The organism is Bacillus cereus group sp. MYBK227-1, from assembly GCF_051916325.1.
Classification (GTDB): domain Bacteria; phylum Bacillota; class Bacilli; order Bacillales; family Bacillaceae_G; genus Bacillus_A; species Bacillus_A cereus.
Genome location: NZ_JBQAGK010000002.1, coordinates 440,754 through 462,673, shown reverse-complemented (window position 1 = coordinate 462,673; position 21,920 = coordinate 440,754). Strand labels below are relative to the sequence as shown.

Below are 21,920 nucleotides of genomic sequence, written 5' to 3'. Positions count from 1 at the left end.
AGATAAAGTGGACATATTAAAAAACCGGAATTTCCTCTTATTATTTTTAGGGAGAATTTTTACAAACATAGGAGATAGTTTGTATTATGTAGCCGCGATGTGGCTCGTATACAAATTAAGTGGTAATCCTTTTTATTCTGGATTAGCTGGTTTTCTTACATTATTACCTTCTGCACTTCAATTTCTTACTGGTCCATTCGTTGATAGATGGTCCATTAAACACACCCTCGTCATCACACAAGTTTTGCAATGCATTCTTATTTTAATCATTCCTATTACACACTACTTCGACCTATTAACAGTCCACCTACTACTCATCATCATGCCAATCGTAGCCTTTATTGAACAATTCGCCTATCCCGCACAATCAAAAGCTTTACCACTTCTACTGCATAAAACACAATTATTAAAAGGAAATTCACTCTTTTCATTTGCGTATCAAGGCATTGACTTAATTTGTACGACGCTTTCTGGAATATTAGTAGCACTATTTGGCGCGATCACTTTATATGTAATTGACTCTTTCACATTCGCGATTACTGCCCTTTTGTTCTTTTCATTGAAAATACCAAAGCAAACCGAAACAGGTACAACACTTTCAACTAAACAATATTTCTCTGATTTAAAAGAAGGTTTTTCAATCGTCTTCCGTTCCTTAATGGGCGTATTCTTAATCGGTTCCGTTGTCGCTAATTTCTCAATTGGTATGACGATGGCCATACTCCCTTCTTTCGCTGATTCTTTAGGGGGCGTGAAATCATATGGCTTCTTCTTAGCTGCTATATCAGCAGGTAGTCTCATCGGTGCATTATTCAGTTCATGGGTTGGTAAACGTAATGTTGGCCGTGTCTCTATTATTGGCTTTGCGACTGGCGCTACCTTTTGGTTTCTCTCTACAATCGTACCGTTTCAATGGCTATCTATTCTCTTATTCGGCCTAGCTTGGATTCCAATTGGTGCAACCAACATATTATTTGCGACAATTAGCCAAATTGTAATTCCAAATCAATATATTGGCCGCATCAATTCAGTCATGCGAAGTATGAGCACAATTGCTATGCCGATCGGTTCTTTAATTGGCGGATACACTGCAAATGTATTTAGTAGCCAACTCATTTTCGCGCTCGCTAGCATCGGTATTTTATTTATTTCTCTCGTATGGCTACTTCATCCGAAATTACGAGCATTGCCAAAAGCTGATGAGATTACAGCGGATACTTTTGGAGTGCAGTTTAGGGAGGAGCGCGGGAAAGGTGCTGCTTTATAGCCAGCAAACATAACCCCGTTCTAAATTTGGGACGGGGTTAAAAATATAATAATAAAGTCGTTTGAATATCTAAATTTTATTCAACAAAAGCACCAACCTAAAACGGCAGTTAACGCTTTGATGGCCATGCCCCCTGCATTTTCCTTAATTGAATAATTTGGCCTGTATGATAAGCATCATGAAGCATGATGTCCAGTAATTTACCTTCAAGTGAATTTTGTTCAAGCTCTCTTTCAGAAATTGCACTTAATACCTGTCTTAAATTACGCTGAGCATTTTCAGAGCGTTCAACGACTTCCTTCCATTCCGTATCATTATTAGATTGCTTAGTCAGATAAAAGGTGTCATTACCGTCAAGATTATGTGTCCATTCACGTCCTTCCAAGTTTGCAGCAAGTCTTTCTTTGTAATAAGTGAGATGATTAACATTCTCCCAAATGGTATTCGTTGTCTCTCCAGCTGGTTTCCACATAGCCTGTTCAGCTGTAAGTCCTTCTATAGCATGTTTAAACGGTGCATACCAACTCTCTTTATCGAATGTTGAATCTAGTTTATTTAATAACAAGTCAATTCGTTTCAAAGTAATTTCCTCCCTACACAGTTCAAGTTTTAATACACTTCCTCTAACTCTGTAGAGATTCTACATTTTTAAATAAACTTCCTCCTAATCCCACTCCATAAACTCATCCGATTATGCAATTAAAATGACTCATATTTTTTCATTTTACACGTATACTAGCGACAAAAAAAGAAGAGGCTGTTCCCAAACAGCCTCTTTCATCTATTTAGGAAGTTCAACCCGAACAGTCGTCCCTTCCCCTTTCTTGCTATATACCGAAACGGTCCCTTTATGCAGTTCAACAATCTTCTGCACGATTGATAACCCTAAACCGCTACCTTCTACGTTTCTTGCTCTCGCTGTATCCACCTTATAAAAACGATCAAAAATACGATCCATTTCTTCTTTTTCCATACCGATTCCGTTGTCTGATATAGAAATTATAACGCTAGACTCTAACTCTTCCACGAAAAACTCAATCGTTCCACCATCGTTTGAAAACTTAATGCTATTCGTGAAAATGTTACTCCATACTTGATGAAGTAAGTTTTCATCACCTTGAATTGTAATGTCCGGCACATCAAATTCAACGGCGATATCTTTTTCCCGCCATTTCCATTCAAGCATAAAAATGACGTCTTTAATTTGTTTTTGTAAGGAAAAGTCTTTTATTTGTAAAACCTTTTCCTCCTTATCTAATGAAGCGAGCGTAAGCAACTGTTTACATAAACTAGACATTCGCTTACTTTCACCTTCAATAATTTGTAAGTAATGATTTCTTTCTTCCTCACTCATCTTTTCTGTTTGCAACGTTTTTGAAAAACCTTGTATGGAAGAAAGTGGTGATTGAAATTCATGTGAAACGTTCGAAACGAATTCTTGTCTCATTTCATCTAGTTCTTTAATACTTTTCGTCATCTTTTGGAAGCTTGTAGATAACGTTCCTATTTCATCTTTTCGTTTTACGTCTAATTCAATTTTATATTCCCCACTTGCAATTTTTTGCGTAGCCTTCGTAAATTTACGGATTGGGCGAACGATATAACCTGCTGCAATCGCTATAAAGATAATGCTTAATAGTACGATAAACCCAAGTAATACCGCTAAGAAAATTCGCATTTCGCCAAATTGGTTCTGAATGTCGGGGCGAATAAATAACGCGTACTGTTTATCACCGTGCTTTACCGGTACACCAACACTATTTATTAATTCATTATCGAAAAATCCTGTAATAAAAAGACGCGTTGGATACGTAGAAACACCATTAAACGTTTCTCCTTGCAATACTTTATGAACAGTAGCATCGCTAATAGACGTCTTACGAAACGCATTACCGATACGCTTTCCATTCTTTTGATCATCGACAATATAAATTTCATACCCTAACTTTGCAATAGAATGCAAATACGTCTCTTGATTTTCTTCACTTTGCTTTTCATATAACGATTTAACTTCTTCCGCATACTTTAAAATCTTTTCACTATTATACGGTTTTAACTTCACTTGATAATATACGTTCGTTAATAAAAAGCCGATAATACTACTAAGTAGCATAATGCCGACCGTCATAAATACAAATCTAGAATATAGTGATTTCATCTTATTTCAACTCCAACTTATACCCGAGGCCGCGCACCGTTGTAATTTGAAAATCATCCGTTCGTTTTGAGAAACGATCTCGGAGCCTTTTCACATGAACATCAACTGTTCGTTCATCTCCTTCAAAATCCATTCCCCATACTAATTCAATTAGCTCTTCTCTTGAAAATGTTCTCCCAGGATAACTAGCTAATTGTGATAATAATTCAAATTCCTTTAACGGAAGTAGAATCGTCTGTCCGTTACACTTCACCTCAACACCTTTACGATCAATTGTCGTTCCGTGGAGTGTAATAATGTCTGCACTCAGCATTTGATAACGGCGCAGCAATGCTTTCATACGGAAAATCACTTCAGCTGGTTCAAATGGTTTTACGATATAATCGTCTGTGCCAGAAATGAATCCTTTTTCTTTATCCACTAACTGGTCTTTCGCCGTTAATAAAATAACAGGAATATCATGATACTTCCGTATTTCTTCACATAACGTATAACCATCAACAAACGGCATCATAATGTCTACAATCGCAAGATGAATATTTTCCTTCTCTAATACTTCTTGCGCTACCTTTCCATCTTCTGCCTCAAAAACTTTAAACCCCTCTTTTTGTAAATGATAATGCAATAACTCTCTTATATGTTTATCGTCATCAGCTAATAAAATATGTATCATCTTCATTAAACCCTCTCTCGTTCATCCTTCTACATCACTACATTAAGAAACAATTGGATTTTTTGCAAGAAAAAGAAAAAGAATCTATTTTGAAAAAAGATTATTCAAAATAGATTCTCACGTTTTAGTATTAAGATTATTTTAATCAAAAACAATTTTTAAGCCTTCGAAATATCAACAAATCCTTCTCCGAACACATCACGAACATCGTGTATAGCGATGAAGGCAGCCGGATCTGTAGTTTGAACAATCCGCTTTAGCTTCACTACTTCTTGCTTATTAATAACAACATAAAGAATTTCCTTCGGAGTTTTCGTGTAATAGCCATGCCCTGAATATACAGTAACCCCTCTGCCCATTAAAGTAGTCACCTTCCCGGCAATTTCATCTGGTTTATCAGAAATAATTGTAATGGCCTTTTTCGGATTTAAACCTTCAATTACAAATTCCATTACTTTCGTTCCTACATATAGCATAATAATTGTCAGCATCAGTTTTTCTGCACCAATGATGAAATAAGATGAAAACGCAACGATTAAATCGAAGAACAGTAGACCATAGCTAATACTCCAGCCTAAATACTTATGCGTCATTCTTGCTAAAATCGTAGTACCTGCAGTTGTTCCACCAACGCGAATGATAAGACCAATACCACACCCGATAAATATTCCACCGAAAATGGCATTTACGAGCATTTCATCAGAAGCAATCGTCCAGCCTTCTGTTAAATGAAGAAATAGCGAGTTAGTCACTACAGCGATAATCGTATAAATCGTTGTAATCTTATTTAAAAATTTATAACCGACTATTAACAAAATCGCATTTAAAATTAAGTTAACTAAACCTGGTGACCACTCAAATAAATAGTACGTAATAATCGTGATACCTGTTACCCCGCCCTCACCAAACTCGTTCGGAATAACAAATAAATTGACACCTAACGCAAAAAGAAATGCACCGATAATAATAAAAATAATGTCTGTCGTTCTTTTTTTCATACAGTACCTCACTTCTTATGTAAATATTTATTCTGCCATAAACTCTCACTATTATATCGTGGAATATTCAAATCGAACAGTGGTTTGTTTTTATTTTAATATAAGATAAAAAATCAACATTATTTATTATGTACTGCAAATAAAGTTTTGATTTCACCCGTAATTTACTCTTAAAAAGAAATGCTGAACATTGACTTGCACAAATTTCAAATAAAAAAGTACCCATCTAATTGTCATACACAATGATAATTAGATGGGTACTGCATGATACATTTAGTTTTTACATGTATTGTTTGGAGAAAATTGCAAATAACGACTTATACTCGCCTTATTAAGACCAAATCCATACATCATCATTATTTTCAACGTTCGTCTTTGCTTCATGAACTTTTTCAATATGGTCAACTGTGTTCCAGTTAATAGAACTTCCGCCCCACCCTACATACTTCATATCAATTTTCACTTTCTCACCCACATTAAATACTTGTCCCTTTGTTAAGAAAACATCAATAATATCTTTCTTCCCATTTAACGATGGATACTCAACTACAACATATTTAGTAGCACCGTCTCCCTCATCTTCCATCGTTCCTACTTTTGATACTTCTCCAATTACATAATTAGGTGAGCCATCTTCTTTCATGTGCATACCTAACTTGTTTGTTGTATTTTCAACTGCAGTTGCAACCATATATTCTGTAAAATTACGCATCATAGATCCAGTAGCTTTTACTTCATCTCCTACTTTCACGTTTGAAAGTGAATCAATATACACACTAACAGGTTCCTCATATTGCTTAGATTTTACAACAATCACACCGTTATCTACTTCTACTACTCGTCCTTCTAACGTCGAGAAATTCGATTCAATAGAAGCTGCACTCGCTTTTGTTAGTTCTAATCCTGGTACATTTGTTCCTGATAATGCTGCGATCCCTAAAGCACCTGCTAAAATTATTTTTTTCATACCCATATGTAACATCTCCATTCATGATGATTTTATTTTTTTGATTGGTATCGACCAACCTGTAATCATTATAGTTACAGGTTATAAAAATAACAACCGTTTTCCTCATGCAATGATGCATACTGTGATTTTCAAATATAAATTTTAGCAAAAAATATTTGTAGATTATTCCTATATTCAGCACTAATACTAAATTCTCAAATTACAGCAGGTGAACTTATTGAAGGCGGAGAAACTAATGTCATGTACAATGTTCTTCAACTCTACGGTTTGTATAGCCGTAGTTCATTACATTATGTAGGAGCGGGATTCATATGTTAATAAAACCAAAGAGATTACAGCCAGGAGATATCGTAGCGACAGTAAGTCCTTCGTGGGGAGGAGCAGGTGATGCTGAAATAAGATGGCGATATGAGCAAGGAGTAAAAAGATTAGAAGAAGTTTTTAGTCTTACGGTTATCCCAATGCCAAATAGCTTAAAAGGTAGCGAATACCTTTATAACAATCCAGAGGCTCGTGCGGAAGATATAATGACAGCATTTAAAGATACACGCGTGAAAGCAATTATCGCGAATATTGGCGGTGAAGATAGCATCCGGTTACTTCCCTATATAGATTTTAATGTGATACGCGAAAACCCGAAAATTTTTATGGGGTACTCTGACGTTACTATTACACATTTATTTTGTCATAAAGCAGGGCTTTCCTCTTTATACGGTCCAGCAATTCTGACCGATTTTGCCGAAAATGTAGAAATGGATCCATACACAATTGAAATGGTAAATCGTACCCTCTTTTCAAATGAAACGATTGGCGAGATTCAACCAGCTCATGAATGGACAAGTGAGCATTTAGAATGGATTGAAATAAATAAGGATACAAGACGTACGATGCAGCAAAACAATGGATATGAGGTACTTCAAGGCTCTACCACTGTACAGGGGCGCTTAATTGGTGGTTGTATTGAAGTATTGGAATTTGCAAAAGGAACGGAACTTTGGCCTGAGAAAAAACATTGGGAGAATAGTATTCTCTTCTTTGAAACTTCTGAAGATCATCCAGAACCAAGTTATATAAAATATTGGTTACGAAATTATGCAGCACAAGGTATTCTGCAAAAAGCAAAAGGAATCATTTTTGGTAAACCGAAAGATGAACAATACTATGAAGAATATAAACAGGAAATATTGCAGGTTATGAAGGAACATAACTTAGAAGATTTGCCGATTCTTTATAATTTAAATTTTGGCCATACTGAACCGAAGTTTATTTTACCTTACGGTGCAATGGCAGAAATTGATTGTGAGAATGGATCTTTCTCTATTTTGGAGAGTGGTGTGGAATAAAGGAAAACTTTAAATAAGTTTAGCCATAAGTTTTATAATTTTTTTTCATTTTAGGGTGTATTTTATTTTGATGAGCTTGATAGCAATATGACAGGACTCAAATAAATAAAAACACTCCTATGAGATATGACAGTGAATTGGTACTTTTTAAATGATATGGAGATTACTTATCTAATGATAAAGGGGGATTTACGTGTATGGAAGTAACATTTACAGTAAGTAAGTGGGATGAAAAACCAATTGATGATAATAAAAAAGATTTCCCTATTAATATTGCTCATGTCGAATATGATATTGATGGGGAATTAAAAGGAAAGGCTTTTGTTGAATACTTATTATATTATTTAGACTCAAATATAAATGATGGTCACTTGGCTACGGCTAAAATTTCTGGATTTTTACACTTTGAAGGGATTTATAAGGGGCAACAAGGGACATTTACAGCTATAGAGCAAGGAATATTTGATAAAGGAAATTTAGATTCCCCAGGAACAATTATTAAAGCTACCGGTAACTTAGAAAACCTGAGAGGATCCTATAATTATCAGTTTACAGGTCAAACTAGTAAACTAATTTTAGAGTTTGAATTTTAGTAAAATATCCTATAATTTAGTGGAAAGGACATTTCTTGTAATACTAGGAATGTCCTTTTTGTTGACGAGCTTATTCAACTATTTTCTAATAGTTAAGAAAAGAACAGAGTATACGTTATGGAGGGAATTAAAACGCTAAGCCTGGGAGGCATCGGGGGCCCACTTATTCATTACTTTTCCTACCAATCAAAGAATAATGCCTGAAAAGCTCCCCTGCATTACTTCTTTTCCAAGTTGATTCATACATATAAACATCGTAATTATCTTTGGACGTTTTTTCATCAGGTTCTAATTGTTCAATGCTTACGTCACAACGAATGGTTACTATTAATTGGTGACTTTCTATTAAATGAAAATCGCCTCTTATAGAGCGCAGTTTTACTTATGTTCATTCTTATGCAAATTCTGAAGCATATTCTTCGTATGTCTTTAATGTATTAAGCAATCGAGCTGATTCAATCATGATTTCGTTCGAGGAATCAGTTACACAAATGACAATAAATCGATTATCATCTCTATCTCCAAACACCCCTTCTGATTCAAGTTCCATTAACACATTTAACGTTTCTTTCAACAGTGTATGTACTCGTATGTTAAAGTCATCTTCGACGATATTATGATATTTCTTAATAATTTTGTTCACTTCATCAAACGTTCCAAAATCGTTCCATTCGCTCCACTCAACAGCTCCGTATCTATAATAATTGTATATAGGGTCCGATTTATTAACTTTGATTAGTCTTTCTTTATTTGCCACTGGTCCAATGCTATTGACACAATCGTCTGTTAATATGGAGTACCCGTATATTGTGTCAACACCGCATCTTGTTAAAAGTTCGTTATAATGACAACGAATTGCATTTTTCAATTCAACATAAAAACTTTTTTGCAGCTGCATTTTCATCGTATTTCCTCCATTTTTTTGTAGCGACCTGTTGTTACATATTTCAATCTTAACATTAAAATCAACATTAAACGTTTACTGAGCCAAAATAAGAAAAACCGAAACTAAAAATCATTTCGGTTTTTCTAACTAAAGAAGTCTATTTATTTTAAAGAATGAACAAACAACCCACTACGCAGTTTCGGTTCAAACCACGTTGATTTTGGCGGCATGACTTCACCGGCATCTGCGATTGCTAATAAATCTTCCATAGATGTCGGATATAATGCGAATGCTGCTTTGTATTCGCCGCTGTTCACAAGTCGTTCTAGTTCTTCTAGCCCCCGTATTCCGCCAACAAAATCAATGCGTGAATCAGAACGCGGATCATGTATTTCAAGCACTTGGCTTAATAAATGGTCTTGCAGAATAGATACATCTAAACCTCTAACAAGATCATTCGCATCAAACGTTTCCTCTTTCACTGTGAGCTTATACCACTTCTCATTTACATACATACCAAATGATTTGGGCTCATTTGGTTTATACGGAGAAACAGGTGCTCCTTCTACATAAAAGTACTGCGTAATTTGATTTAAAAACTGTTCCTCTGATAAGCCATTTAAATCTTTCACAACTCGGTTATAGTCCCAAATCGATAATTCATCATGAGGGAATAGAACCGATAAGAAGAAATTAAATTCCTCTTCTCCTGTGTAATTTGGATATTGTTCTCTTCGCATAAGTCCTACTTTTGCAGCTGATGCAGAACGGTGATGCCCATCTGCAATATAAAGATTAGGAATATCTTCAAATGCGTTTACTAAAGTCGTAATTACATCTTCATCTGCAATCTTCCACGCAACATGCTTAACACCGTCTTCTGCTGTAAATGTATAAATTGGCGCATGTTCTTCTTTCCAGCTTCTAATTAAATGCTTTACTTCATCTTTTGTACGGTACGTTAAAAAAATCGGACCTGTATTTGCGTCACACACATCTACGTGGCGAATACGATCTAGCTCTTTTTCATGACGTGTTCTTTCATGTTTTTTAATTGTATCATCTTCATACTCATCAATAGATGTACAAACGACAAGGCCTGACTGCGTTCTTCCTTGCATCGTCAGTTCATAAATATATAGCGCTGGCTCTTCATCTTGTATGAACACTTCTTCTCGTATAAATTGCTTTAAATTGTCTCCCGCTTTTTCATACACGCGATCATCATACGGTGACAGTTCAGGATCTAAATCAATTTCTGCTTTATCAACATGCAAGAAAGAATATGGATTCCCTTTTACAACTTCCCTTGCCTCTTCACTATTTAATACGTCATACGGTAAAGCTGCCACTTGTGCCGCTTTTTCCTCTACTGGACGAATGGCCCGAAACGGTCGTATTTTTGCCACATTCCTCTCTCCTTTACACAATCATTCGAACGGCTACAACACCTGTAATTTTGCTTATATTTTCTACAATATTCTCTTTTATTATATCATCAATTCCGTTATCGATATCAATCATTGTGTATGCCCAAGAATGTTTACTACGATTAATCATATCGGCAATATTAATATGATGTTCCGCTAAGCATCCTGTAATTTGCCCTACCATATTCGGGACGTTTTGATGCATAATTGTAATGCGTTTCTTTCCGATATACGGCAGCTCAACATTTGGATAGTTGACTGAATTACGTATATTTCCTGTCTCTAAATATTCACGTAATTGACGTGCTGCCATTACTGCACAATTTTCTTCTGATTCAGACGTAGATGCACCAAGGTGAGGCGTCGCTGTTACATTTTTCATCTTTATTACATTTTCATTCGGGAAGTCCGTTACGTAATGTGTAATAATATCTTCTTCTAATGCTTTTTGAAGAACCTTTTCATCTACAAGTTCTCCTCTAGAGAAATTAAATAGACGCATCCCTCTTTTCATCTTCTCTACAGCGTGTTCCCCAATAATCCCCTTCGTTTGATTCGTAAGAGGAATATGCAATGTAATATAATCACATGTTGCAAAAATTTCATCAAGGCTAAATGCTCTTTGCACATGTGTAGAAAGACGCCAAGCTGTTTCAACTGAAATGTAAGGGTCATATCCGATAACATCCATCCCTAACGCTAACGCATCGTTCGCAACTAAAGCACCGATTGCGCCAAGTCCGATAACACCTAGACGTTTCCCTGCAATTTCTGATCCAACAAATTGTTTTTTTCCTGATTCAACAAGCTGTGGTACTTCTTCACCCTCTAAGTTTTTCGTCCAACTTACACCATTAATAATGTTACGTGAAGACATAATAAGACTGGCAATAATGAGTTCCTTTACAGCGTTTGCATTTGCCCCCGGCGTGTTAAATACTACAATTCCTTTTTCTGTACATCGCTCGACAGGAATATTATTTACACCAGCGCCAGCTCTTGCAATCGCCTTTAAGTCTTTTGAAAACTCTTCTTGATGTAAAGAGTAGCTACGAAGCAAAATTCCATCTGGATGATTGATTCTATCTCCTACTTCATAACGTTCTTCAGTAAAAACTTGCAAACCTTTTTCTGCAATTTGATTTAACGTTTGAACACGAAACATATCCCCATCTCCCTATCTATTCTCAAGCTCAAATTCCTTCATATAATTTACTAATTGCTGTACGCCTTGTACTGGCATCGCATTGTAAATACTAGCGCGCATACCACCGACTGATCGATGCCCTTTTAACGTAACAAGTCCTCGTTCTTTCGCTTTTTGTAAAAACTCATTGTTCAGCTCTTCTGACGGTGTTGTAAACGGAATGTTCATAAGTGATCGATACGTAGGATCAACTGGTGAAGTAAACAATTTTGATTCATCTAAGAAATTATAAAGAAGTGAAGATTTCATTCTATTTTGTTCTTCAATCGCAGATACTCCGCCTTGCTCTTTCAACCACTCTAGTACAAGTTTCGTTACGTAAATACTAAAGGACGGCGGTGTATTATATAAGGAGTTATTTTTACTGTAAGTTTCATAATTTAACATTGTCGGACAAGAGCCATCTGCTCCCCCAATTAAATCTCTTTTTATAATAGCAATCGTTAAGCCCGCAGGTCCTAAATTCTTTTGCGCCCCCGCATATATAAGACCAAACTTCGAAACATCATATCGCTCTGATAAAATATTTGAGGACATATCCGCAACGAGCGGCACTTTTTCTACATGTGGAATGTCCACATATTTTGTCCCCTCAATTGTATTATTCGTTGTAATATGTACATAATCTAGTTTTTCATCACTTAATAAACCGTCCAGTTTAGGAATCGTAGTAAACTTCTCTTGCTCGGAAGAAGCAATCACTTGTACTTCCCCAACTTTTTCGGCTTCTTGCAATGCCTTTTTAGACCATGAGCCAGTTAGTACGTATCCAGCTTTTTTATACGTATTCATTAAGTTCAACGGTATCATAGAGAATTGTAATGACGCACCGCCTTGTAAAAATAAAACTTCATACTCATCAGGGATGCTCATTAATTCACGAAGTAAGTTACTCGCTTCCTCTATAATACTTTGAAAATAAGAAGATCGATGACTCATTTCCATAATAGACATGCCTGTCCCGTTATAATTTAATAGCTCCTTTTGCACTTTCTCTAAAACTGGCAAAGGGAGTATTGATGGTCCTGCTGAAAAATTATAGACTCTCTCCATTACCCTCATAACCTCCCTATTTCTCATCGGATTATTTTTTAAACTTTCTGAATTATAACCTAAAATATAATATGCGGTCAATTTGTTTTCTATTATTAAGGCGCAAGACGCGATGGAATCGCTTGCAAGTGCAGACTTTTTTATGGACATATAAAAAAGTGTTAAGTACATAATCGTACTTAACACTCTAATAATGAAAGAATAATAGCTAATCGTTCGTAAAGAACCGATCAAAAATTTGATAAATAGCAGAGAGACCAATGAGCCAATAAATAGTGTCCACAAGCGCCGGCATAGAACCAAACCATTTCTCAACTACATTGTAATCTAACGCTACAAATAACCAATTCAAACCGCCAAGAATCACCAAAATTACTGTAAGGTAAGACAAAAATTTCATTATGATTGCCCCCTAGGTGATAAGATGGTGAAAGGCCTTTCACTAGAAATATATGTAGTAAACTTTAAAACTTACCTATTTTATAAAATTTATTTTCTGTACCACCCGTTAATAACTGCCTCTGCTTCTTTACTATGTATTTGATACGCATGTGTACTATCATTAGAGCCAATAAACCAAATTGAAAAACCTTTAAAATATGGTTTCGGTTCTAATACATCGCGGTAAGCACGCCATCCATTTAATTGCACATCCTTCGAAAACACATTTGAAACATCTGGATTCCATGGATTTTGTAATCCAAGTTCACGTGCTGGAACGTTAAATCCACCGAAGTAAACTGGCTTTCCTGTTGCATTATGTAATTGTTCCAATTGCTGAACAACATTTTGCCCACGATTATATACTGTTGTCGCAAATAAACTTTGCTTCACTTCTTCATATGTTGGATTTCTTTTTCCTGAAACTTCAAACCAACTGTCTATGCTAACAATATCCACCTTTTTTAAATACGGGCGATTGATTTTCTCTTTAAACTTCGCTTCATAAGAAGGGTCCCAGCTTGCTGTTAACCACCAGTTCATTTGATACAAAACATTTCCTTTATACTGATTACGAACAAAATCAATTGTATCGCTCCAGTATCCTTCTGCATACTCCATATTCACGAAATTAGAAGCAATCTTTAGTCCATACACATTGTATTTACTTGTAATGGAATTAAAAATATCTTGCAGAATAACCGTCTTCCAATTCCAGAAGAAATCATTAATGTTACTTGGGTTCCATTCTGTCTCTCCAACATTCCCCTGCTGAATATACGGGAACGGTTCCACTATAACTTGAATATTACGCTTTAATAATTCTTGAATTAAAATAATAGCTTGTTGCTTTTGCGCTTGATTAATTACCATGTTCGTAGAAGTCACATTTGGGATATCTACTTGAATCGGTACATTTACTGTATTTAAATTTAAGCGCTCTACATCAGCTAACACTTTCGCTACATTTCCAACTTCCCATACTGTTACGTTTCCTGATTTGATTTTTCCAGATTGAACAGTATTTACATCTGCCTGTACATTTCCTTGAAAACAAAAAGAAAACAACATAAGAAACACTCCTAAAAAACTTATTAAACTCTTATTTTTCTTCACAACTTTCCCCCTATAATTTTTGGCTTTCTTGATTATTTTATACAACGTTTCATATATATTCCACAAAAAACCCAATAAATTTTTATTGATAAAAATGCTATTCATCCTTTATTCACATCTTACTCATACTAAGCTCCTAAAAATAGTAAGATAAATAAAAAAGGAACGGATTTCCGCTCCTTTTTTATCTTTTTACAATTATCAATCCATTTCCCTTTTAGGCTCTACCAACATGATATGGGATTCCTTTTCAGTGAAAGGTTTATGCTCAACGCCTCTCGGGACAATAAACATCTCGCCTTTAGAAATTTTCACCTGTCCATCACGAAAATCGATGAACATCTCCCCTTCAAGCACAATAAATAGCTTATCTGTATTAGGATGCTCATGCCATATAAAATCTCCATTAGCTTTAAAAAGCTGAATTTGATCGTCATTCATTTCACCAATCACTTGTGGATACCAATAATCGTTAATTTTAGATAACTCGTCATTTAGTTTAATAGGTTGGTAATGGATAATAATCCCTCCTCACTTTCAAATTCCACTATATTACAGTAATATAAGTAAAAAAGTCGTTATTACGCTTAAAAAGAAAATGCTCCGGCCAGAACTTTTCATTCAGATAGTACAAAGGAGTGATTTCAATGAAAGTACTTTCAATCCAATGTTTCCTTTAACTCTCCATAAGTATAGAACAGTGATTTTCAAATAAGAATGGACCCCTGTTGACATTAGTATGGATTATTGATGAACTTCTCGCGATATTTAGTAGGCGAAATGCCAACTCGCTTCTTGAAAACTCTACTAAAATAAAAAGGGTCTGCGATTCCAACAGCCTGCGCAATTTGTTGTACAGGCACATCACTTGTACATAACATTTTTTGAGCCATCTTTATACGATAGTTCAATAAATATTCTGCTGCCCCCATACCTGCATGCTTTCTAAACACGTAAGAAAGACGGTTTCGATTAACATTATTTTGTTCTGTAAGTGTATGAATTGTAATATCTTTATAATAGTATTTACGAACGTAACTAGATATTCGTTCGAATAAAGTATGCGACTCATAATTGCTTTCTCTATTGAAAACACTTAATAAAGCTTCATTCAACGCTTCGCGAAACAGCATTTCGGTCTGAAACATCGAAATGCCTCCACGCTGATTATATACATCCCAAAGACGCATAAGTAATTCGACAAGACGAGGAGATTGTCCTGTTAATAATTCAAAATGCTGATGAGTAAAGCCAGAGTCTTCTCGTTCTGAATTGCTTATCCGATATAAAACAAGAATATATTCCCAGTTTATTTCACCAAGCATTTTATGGGCTAATGTCATTTTTGCACCCCCATGTATAACTTTTCCTGGGGAAAGAGTATACGGCGTACCATTAAATTGAAATTGCGTCTTCCCTGTAATTGGAAATACAAATCCTGGGAAAGAATCTGTAGACTCAGCAAAAGGCACACCTGGATTTTTAGCATAACGATATACTCCTTCTACTCGGAAAGGAGTATTGGCAAGATACTCTGCTAACTCATTCACGTCTAACTTCACAATACACGCCTCATTTCAATAATAGTTTTCTTGTAATTCGCGAGATTAATTGGTGTACATTCTGGGAAACGCTAAACTAAAAATAGTACATACAACTTAACAAGATCTGGTTATTAACCTATAAATATATTGTTTTTCATTTATTGACCAAAGTATCCTCCCTATATTATTGATAATGATTTTCATTGTAGTTTGATAAAAAAACATTTGTCAAGTTGGCTGGCCTAGAAAAATGATGAAACAAGGGGGATAGAGGAACAGTTCTGTTGCAAATAATACCTAGTCTTTGTTAACTAATTCCCCTCAAAACTGGAATGATCATGTTAATAGTTGTAATGACTTTATTAGTTACAGCACTTACAGCATGTGGAAATAATCGTAATCCTGAAGAAGTTGCTACAGCGTATTTCGAAGATGGAAACAGCCTACTATCAAATTAAATGATAGTAGGCTGGCTGTTAAAATTATTTAAGAACTGGGTTATGTTCTAAATGATAAGCTTTCATTATCAAAAAGAGTATTACTAGTTCCCTCCACAAACAAAAACACCCTATCACTTCGGTTCTAAATTTAGCACCTTCCCCTCTATCCCCTCCGTATTCAATGTAGTCGTATGATACGTGCCATTTACCCAACCATCTATTTGATCATGATACCAATCGCTTCTAAAATGGCCCCACTGTCCTGGCCCTACGATATGATAACCGTTTGACATATCTTTCGTATCAATAATGAATCTCCAAGACGCCCCGTGATTTACAATGCCGTTTTCGCCGTAACTCGCTGCTTGCACGGTAACTTGGCTCCCACCAATCGGAACTGGTTTCTCACGATTAAAAGCGAGTAATGCTAACATACTCGATGATTTCGAAATTGGATGTGTAAAAGCGAGTTGATGGTAATCGCCCCACCTCCACTCTCCAATATCGGGTCCATATTCCTTCTGCAATTTCTTCATTACATTCTCGTACGATGTATGCACAACTTTTGTGAAACCTCCGTACTTCGTAAACCAAACGCTATTTTCTCCCGCTACTTCTTTTCGAATCAATTCATCAACAACTTGTGACTTCCCTTCAAATAACTTCATTACATCTTTCGGTATTTCTTTTGAAAATAACGTATTTGAAATCTCTTTCATTAACAAATGGAATATTAATGGTGCCGCTTCATCTTTACTATCGTAAAAATTCCACTTTGTTAATTGGTCTACGCCTTCTTTCTCTACCTCATTTAAAGATGCTTTATTTAACTCTTTTAAAAATATAGGAGTAAACTCTTTCCCATATAAATTCTTTTGATCCATCTGTAACTCTTCTAAATCTTTCACCGTATACTTTTCCTTCTCTTGCAAAAATTCTTGAATACGCATTTGCCTATATGGCTGCGCCCACGTATTGCTAATATGATACGGATAATCATCATCAACAATTTTATTATTCGCAGTTGAAATAAACCCTTGTTTTGGATTAATTACTTTTGGAAGTTGATCAAACGGGATATACCCTTCCCATTCATATTCATCTGTCCATCCTGGAAGAGGTAAGCTACCATCACCTTTTTTACGCACTGGTATATTTCCATTCGCTTTATAAGCAATTGTGCCGTCGTTTGATGCAAACACAAAGTTTTGGGTTGGTGTATGAAAATCTTGAAGAGCGGTTTCAAACTCATTCCAGTCTTTTGCTTTGTTCATATTTAATACAGCTTTTAACTCAGCTGACGGTTCTAAAGCTGTCCACTTTAAAGAGAATACTGTTTTCGTTTTCTCCTTCCCCTTATCCGCAAACTCTGAAATTACTGGTCCATGCCTCGTAATCGTAACGTTATAAGGAATTGTCTTCCCGCCTTTTACTTTAATAGACTCGTCTACAACGGTAGCTTTCTCCCATTTATCGTTATACAGAAATTCATTTTCATTATTAGGATTTCTCTTCTCAATATATAAATCTTGCACATCAGGCCCTGTATTCGTAACACCCCACGCTATTTTGTCATTGTGTCCTAATATAACACCTGGTACTCCAGCGAAAATAACGCCACTCACATTTAAACCTTTCATTTCAAGTCTCGTTTGATACCAAATAGAAGGCGTCGCAAGAGATAAATGAGGATCATCTGCTAAAATCGGCTTACCTGACGCACTCTTCTCACCGCTCACAACCCAGTTATTACTACCGTTAAACTCCGGCGGAATTATTGTTTTTGAAAAACTTTGTGCTACGTCCACATTTGTATTTTTCAGTTCAGCTAGCAATCTAGGAGCATCTTTCGGATATGCAGGAAATAGCTCATTCGCTTGCTCTTTCGGAAGATTTTTCAGCGCCCAATATCGAAATGCCTGTCCGTGCCAATGTCCTCCTAAGTCAAACGCCATATACTTCCCAATCGTTAAAGTATCAACAATTGACCACTCAGCAGGTTCATAACCTAATATAGTAAACTCAACTGGTAATTTCTTTTCCTTTTTCGCCTCACGTATAAAAGCGTTCACCCCATCAGCAAATGACTGCAGGGCATATTTCGCTTCTCCATTATATTGACTAACTGAAGCTTCGGCCGCTCGCCGTAAACCGAGTGTTCGAAACAATTTATCTCGTTCAACAGCTGCTTCCCCAACAACTTCACTTAATATACCAGAAGCTTGTCTTCTACTTAAATCCATTTGAAACAACCGATCTTGCGCTTGTACATATCCTTGTGAAAAATATAAATCATGTGCATTTTCCGATTTAATATGCGGGACACCTTTACTATCACGCTTCACCGTAACAGCGTGTTGTAAATCCTCTAGCTTTATCGTTCCATCTATCTTTGGCATAGATTTCAGCGTATATATGTTCAAAAAAATCGCAGCGGAAATAACTAACAAAAAAACGATACTACTAGCCCAAATAAAAATTCTTTTTCCCCTTTTTCGTTTCTTCTTTATAACGACTTCCATATAACCACCCCTTTCTCACACTATTCGCTTCTATAGTAAAAGAACCTTTTAGACTAGAAAAAATCCTTATCCAAACTATGGATCATACGAACCAAATACTTCTCTCCTATGCATTCCTTCACTAAAATCTACTCGTCCTTTCTTACACCAATTCCTCAAAATCCCCTTCACATAAGCTAACGTTTTCTTATTATTTTCAAACGCAATTTTAAGTGCCTCTAACACTTTCTCTCCAGAAAGTCTTTGTATCCAATTCTTCAATTCCTTCACAATATATGGGGATAAACTACTAATATTTTGTTCATAAAACTTATAAACTTCACTATTTGGAACGTCCTCTTCTATGGTTTCCACCTCTATCTCTTCCGCTTCTTCTTTCTCTTCAATAACTACTTGTGAACTACTATTATCCTCTTCTTTTGGCATACCAAAATGCTGCAGTACTAATGGAATCTTGTATTCTTTTTCAAGGCATTTACGTAAAAATATATGTATGAACTCATTACTTTTTATAGTCTTTAACTCACGTAATACGCACTTCTCCACATTCGTATTTGAAATAGGGTTATAGTGTAACCAATTTATTATGAATACCTCTTTCGTTTCCGTATCATATAGAATCTTTCCATACTCAACAAACCTGTTTAGCAACTTCTCAACAGTCTCCATACTATAACCTGTTTCAAGCTCTGCCACACGCTTCGGTAATATGTAGATACCACATTGCTTCGTTTTCGTACCAGTTAACAAATATATGTAAAAATAACGCTCCTCTGGCGTTAAATCTAATATGAATTCATCTTGCCAAAAGTTCACCTGCACATTACGGTATACCGCCATATGTTTCCCTCCACTCTTTGCTAGTAAATAGGAAAATTTTAATCCTTCATTATAAAGATAGGAATGCAGGAATGGTTTTGGCATTCGAATTACAATTTTTTTTACTACTACAACACCGGTTTCATTTTTTCGCGCTTGTTTTGTTCTTGTAGTTGTTTTTGTTTTTGCTTTTGTTTTTTCTTAGTGATTTATTACTTGGTAGGGGCTTATGAGGGGCTTGGAAGGGCATTCTACATTACAATCTATCAAATACAATTGTTCTTCCTACTAAATAGGAGCTATTCCAAATTATTATTTTGGATAGCTCCTTTCAAATTCTTCTTATTTTTTACTTCTACCAATGTCAGCTTCTACATACAATTTCTTCTGCTATTTGCGGGCAGTAAAACTCTCATTTCAAAATTTGGTGAATAAACTGCTTGATGTAAGTGCGAGTGGCCCTCACTGATTAAAGTTTCCTTTTATTTTTGCATTGAATCTAACATCTTCACAATAAAGGCAGCCGCCTGACCACGAGTTGCTGTGCCTCGAGGATCAAACTCATTATTTCCAATACCATTAACTACCTTTAAGCTGTATAATCGTTGAACCGATTCTTTGTATGTTATTAAATGCTTATCTGTAAATGGTAATGCTACTAACTCACCTGTAATTCCTTTATATCGTAATGCTTTGTCAATCATAATAGATACTTCTTCACGAGTAATTGGTGAGTTAGGATCAAAAATCCCTTCACCACGACCATTAATAATTCCTGCACTTGCACAACGTTTAATACCGTCATGAAGTGATGGATGTGCCTCATTGATATCTACAAATGACTTATTTCCCTCTGGTAGTTTAAGAGCATTCGAGATTAATTTCGCAAACTCCGCTCTCGTTACATTTCGATATGGAGCAAATACACCATTGCCTTCGCCTTGCATAATACCTAGACTGTTTAATTTACGAATATGCCCTTCAAACCAGCCACCTGTAATATCATCTTTTGGTTTTTGTACTTCTTCCTTAGGCTTTTGTACTTCTTCCTTTGGTACATTGTAGTTAATTTTAATCCAACTTGGGTCATAGAAAATCCATTCTCCATTACCTACTTTATACCAACCATTTTTAACCGCTAATACTTTGTAACGATCTCCGTTTGAAGCTTTACGTACAACACGATGTTCAATGCCCGCATCACTACGTACATTGATGCCACTACCATTTACCACTAGTTCCATGCTAGGTTCAGCTGGATTATTTTCATTTGGATTAAATGAGTCATTTTTATCTTGTAAAGACGTATCAATCTGCGCATTTATATTTGCATACCACTGAATTCCTTGTACGAAACCAGCCCAATTACCTCGTGAAATTAAAATGTCAGGACATTTTTTCCCGCTCCATTGTTGATGCTTGTATATATGATCTGCACCAATTCCTTCTTTGTTCATTAAATAACCTGCAAGTCGTTTTGCATTTTCTAACGCTTTATTGTAATCACCGTCTTGGTTAACCGCAATCTCGATACCGATAGACTCCCTGTTTCCTGAACCATCTCCATCTCCTGCATGCCAACCATTTTCGTTTGTTGGTAAGTGTTGATAAATTTGTTTATCATCTACAGTAAAATGCCATGAAGCTGTTCGGAAAGTGCCTTCAGTTGCTTGCTTGTATAAATATTTCGCATGATTTTCAGCATTAGCACCAGCGGCTGTATTTGCGGTCTCATGGATTGTAATGTAACGTGCTTTCATCGGATTCGCAGGACGAATATCAGGATTTCCTGCTGGAACAATCCACTCCACAAATGGAACTCCTGCAAGTGTTCCATATTTCTTCGTACTCTGTGCACTATATTGAATACCTCTTGGCTTTGCAACAGGTTTCATTTGACGATCAGATCCATCATTTCGACCATCTACAGATTCAAATGCCTTTTCAATGTTTGAAATAGCTTCCTTTTCTGCTACTTGTCCCTTCTTAGCATCTTGCATTTTGTTTAATTCTTCTGTTTCATCATGTTTATGCTTATATTCTTCTAAAAGCATTTTTTCATTTTCAGATACTTCTGCTTCGTTAATTTGTACATGATCAGGAACTTCCAACTTGAAATTAGAATAATTTAATCCGCTCGTTCCGTGTTCTCCTTGGGCAATATTAAGTTGATCAGTTTGAGATTTGTTGATCTCTTCTGCTGATGCTGATAAAGGTACGCTCCCTAAAATCACTAGACTTGTTGATAGTGCGATTACTTGTTGTTTAATTGTCTTATTCATTATTATAATAAATACATACACATTCCCGCCGTGTATGTATCTCAACCTCCCTTTATTGTCACATTAATTTTTTAAAATATGAATCTACTATGTACTTTTAATTCGTTTTCTTTTTATTCATATATTTAAATTACCATATTTTATACCCATTAAGAAAATATTTATATGTCATCCCTAC

Annotated in this window: 19 protein-coding genes; 3 read left to right on the top strand and 16 right to left on the bottom strand. The window is 35.7% G+C overall.

Features of this window, described 5'->3' with window-relative positions; translation table 11 throughout:
• The first annotated feature begins 7 nt into the window (after window positions 1-7).
• Entirely contained in the window at window positions 8-1,267 is a 1,260-nt protein-coding gene (locus ACTFRM_RS09490; protein WP_033695804.1) for an MFS transporter, read from the top strand.
• A 109-nt stretch (window positions 1,268-1,376) separates the two neighbouring features.
• Here ACTFRM_RS09490 and ACTFRM_RS09485 read toward each other — a convergent pair whose 3' ends face one another.
• From ACTFRM_RS09485 to ACTFRM_RS09465, 5 genes are all read right to left on the bottom strand, one after another.
• Complete coding sequence (locus ACTFRM_RS09485) at window positions 1,377-1,847, bottom strand: DinB family protein (protein WP_000820996.1); 471 nt, start codon at window positions 1,845-1,847, stop codon at window positions 1,377-1,379.
• 201 nt (window positions 1,848-2,048) lie between these two features.
• Window positions 2,049-3,425, bottom strand: coding sequence for a sensor histidine kinase (locus ACTFRM_RS09480; RefSeq protein WP_000839518.1), 1,377 nt, complete (start codon window positions 3,423-3,425; stop codon window positions 2,049-2,051).
• Between the two features lies 1 nt (window position 3,426).
• Window positions 3,427-4,104, bottom strand: coding sequence for a response regulator transcription factor (locus ACTFRM_RS09475; RefSeq protein ID WP_000781966.1), 678 nt, complete (start codon window positions 4,102-4,104; stop codon window positions 3,427-3,429).
• A gap of 152 nt (window positions 4,105-4,256) precedes the next feature.
• On the bottom strand, window positions 4,257-5,096 hold the full coding sequence (locus ACTFRM_RS09470) for a YitT family protein (protein WP_000747497.1): 840 nt from the start codon (window positions 5,094-5,096) through the stop codon (window positions 4,257-4,259).
• Window positions 5,097-5,427: 331 nt separating this feature from the next.
• Window positions 5,428-6,069, bottom strand: a complete 642-nt coding sequence (locus ACTFRM_RS09465; RefSeq protein ID WP_000525486.1) for a F0F1 ATP synthase subunit alpha — start codon at window positions 6,067-6,069, stop codon at window positions 5,428-5,430.
• Window positions 6,070-6,377: 308 nt separating this feature from the next.
• Between ACTFRM_RS09465 and ACTFRM_RS09460 the strand changes: the two genes are divergently transcribed.
• Both ACTFRM_RS09460 and ACTFRM_RS09455 read left to right on the top strand, forming a co-directional pair.
• Window positions 6,378-7,409 carry a S66 family peptidase gene (locus ACTFRM_RS09460; RefSeq protein WP_000905874.1) on the top strand — a complete coding sequence of 344 codons (1,032 nt, stop codon included), beginning with the start codon at window positions 6,378-6,380 and terminating at the stop codon, window positions 7,407-7,409.
• 197 nt (window positions 7,410-7,606) lie between these two features.
• A complete protein-coding gene (locus tag ACTFRM_RS09455) occupies window positions 7,607-8,002 on the top strand; it encodes a DUF3224 domain-containing protein (RefSeq protein ID WP_000454089.1) in 396 nt (131 codons plus the stop codon).
• 394 nt (window positions 8,003-8,396) lie between these two features.
• Here ACTFRM_RS09455 and ACTFRM_RS09450 read toward each other — a convergent pair whose 3' ends face one another.
• The 11 genes from ACTFRM_RS09450 to ACTFRM_RS09400 all read right to left on the bottom strand — a co-directional run bounded on the left by ACTFRM_RS09450 (window position 8,397) and on the right by ACTFRM_RS09400 (window position 21,742).
• Window positions 8,397-8,906, bottom strand: coding sequence for a DUF4303 domain-containing protein (locus tag ACTFRM_RS09450; RefSeq protein ID WP_440043254.1), 510 nt, complete (start codon window positions 8,904-8,906; stop codon window positions 8,397-8,399).
• Window positions 8,907-9,049: 143 nt separating this feature from the next.
• Window positions 9,050-10,297 (bottom strand): DUF1015 domain-containing protein, encoded by a 1,248-nt coding sequence (locus ACTFRM_RS09445; RefSeq protein ID WP_001063074.1) that lies wholly within the window; start codon window positions 10,295-10,297, stop codon window positions 9,050-9,052.
• 13 nt (window positions 10,298-10,310) lie between these two features.
• Window positions 10,311-11,483 carry a 3-phosphoglycerate dehydrogenase family protein gene (locus ACTFRM_RS09440; protein WP_000490228.1) on the bottom strand — a complete coding sequence of 391 codons (1,173 nt, stop codon included), beginning with the start codon at window positions 11,481-11,483 and terminating at the stop codon, window positions 10,311-10,313.
• A gap of 12 nt (window positions 11,484-11,495) precedes the next feature.
• Window positions 11,496-12,578: a 3-phosphoserine/phosphohydroxythreonine transaminase gene (gene serC, locus ACTFRM_RS09435; protein WP_341076845.1), complete on the bottom strand. Its 1,083-nt coding sequence runs from the start codon at window positions 12,576-12,578 to the stop codon at window positions 11,496-11,498.
• A gap of 208 nt (window positions 12,579-12,786) precedes the next feature.
• Window positions 12,787-12,978 (bottom strand): DUF378 domain-containing protein, encoded by a 192-nt coding sequence (locus ACTFRM_RS09430; protein WP_000670804.1) that lies wholly within the window; start codon window positions 12,976-12,978, stop codon window positions 12,787-12,789.
• A gap of 89 nt (window positions 12,979-13,067) precedes the next feature.
• Window positions 13,068-14,135: a glycoside hydrolase family 113 gene (locus ACTFRM_RS09425; RefSeq protein ID WP_000739788.1), complete on the bottom strand. Its 1,068-nt coding sequence runs from the start codon at window positions 14,133-14,135 to the stop codon at window positions 13,068-13,070.
• Between the two features lie 201 nt (window positions 14,136-14,336).
• A complete protein-coding gene (locus ACTFRM_RS09420) occupies window positions 14,337-14,576 on the bottom strand; it encodes a cupin domain-containing protein (protein ID WP_000997182.1) in 240 nt (79 codons plus the stop codon).
• 293 nt (window positions 14,577-14,869) lie between these two features.
• On the bottom strand, window positions 14,870-15,697 hold the full coding sequence (locus ACTFRM_RS09415; RefSeq protein ID WP_000762815.1) for a helix-turn-helix transcriptional regulator: 828 nt from the start codon (window positions 15,695-15,697) through the stop codon (window positions 14,870-14,872).
• Window positions 15,698-16,250: 553 nt separating this feature from the next.
• On the bottom strand, window positions 16,251-18,641 hold the full coding sequence (locus ACTFRM_RS09410) for a penicillin acylase family protein (RefSeq protein WP_440043252.1): 2,391 nt from the start codon (window positions 18,639-18,641) through the stop codon (window positions 16,251-16,253).
• 75 nt (window positions 18,642-18,716) lie between these two features.
• Complete coding sequence (locus ACTFRM_RS09405) at window positions 18,717-19,565, bottom strand: DnaD domain-containing protein (RefSeq protein WP_410979620.1); 849 nt, start codon at window positions 19,563-19,565, stop codon at window positions 18,717-18,719.
• 377 nt (window positions 19,566-19,942) lie between these two features.
• Window positions 19,943-21,742: an S-layer homology domain-containing protein gene (locus tag ACTFRM_RS09400; protein WP_440043251.1), complete on the bottom strand. Its 1,800-nt coding sequence runs from the start codon at window positions 21,740-21,742 to the stop codon at window positions 19,943-19,945.
• Between the last annotated feature and the right edge of the window lie 178 nt (window positions 21,743-21,920).

Excerpts from the sequence above, each read along its gene's own strand:
- ACTFRM_RS09400 (WP_440043251.1), bottom strand. The coding sequence starts at position 21,742 with ATGAATAAGACAATTAAACAACAAGTAATCGCACTATCAACAAGTCTA.
- ACTFRM_RS09410 (WP_440043252.1), bottom strand. The coding sequence starts at position 18,641 with ATGGAAGTCGTTATAAAGAAGAAACGAAAAAGGGGAAAAAGAATTTTT.
- ACTFRM_RS09480 (WP_000839518.1), bottom strand. The coding sequence starts at position 3,425 with ATGAAATCACTATATTCTAGATTTGTATTTATGACGGTCGGCATTATG.
- ACTFRM_RS09440 (WP_000490228.1), bottom strand. The coding sequence starts at position 11,483 with ATGTTTCGTGTTCAAACGTTAAATCAAATTGCAGAAAAAGGTTTGCAA.
- ACTFRM_RS09460 (WP_000905874.1), top strand. The coding sequence starts at position 6,378 with ATGTTAATAAAACCAAAGAGATTACAGCCAGGAGATATCGTAGCGACA.
- ACTFRM_RS09405 (WP_410979620.1), bottom strand. The coding sequence starts at position 19,565 with ATGCCAAAACCATTCCTGCATTCCTATCTTTATAATGAAGGATTAAAA.
- ACTFRM_RS09450 (WP_440043254.1), bottom strand. The coding sequence starts at position 8,906 with ATGAAAATGCAGCTGCAAAAAAGTTTTTATGTTGAATTGAAAAATGCA.
- ACTFRM_RS09420 (WP_000997182.1), bottom strand. The coding sequence starts at position 14,576 with ATGAATGACGATCAAATTCAGCTTTTTAAAGCTAATGGAGATTTTATA.
- ACTFRM_RS09465 (WP_000525486.1), bottom strand. The coding sequence starts at position 6,069 with ATGGGTATGAAAAAAATAATTTTAGCAGGTGCTTTAGGGATCGCAGCA.
- serC (WP_341076845.1), bottom strand. The coding sequence starts at position 12,578 with ATGGAGAGAGTCTATAATTTTTCAGCAGGACCATCAATACTCCCTTTG.
- ACTFRM_RS09455 (WP_000454089.1), top strand. The coding sequence starts at position 7,607 with ATGGAAGTAACATTTACAGTAAGTAAGTGGGATGAAAAACCAATTGAT.
- ACTFRM_RS09430 (WP_000670804.1), bottom strand. The coding sequence starts at position 12,978 with ATGAAATTTTTGTCTTACCTTACAGTAATTTTGGTGATTCTTGGCGGT.
- ACTFRM_RS09475 (WP_000781966.1), bottom strand. The coding sequence starts at position 4,104 with ATGAAGATGATACATATTTTATTAGCTGATGACGATAAACATATAAGA.
- ACTFRM_RS09470 (WP_000747497.1), bottom strand. The coding sequence starts at position 5,096 with ATGAAAAAAAGAACGACAGACATTATTTTTATTATTATCGGTGCATTT.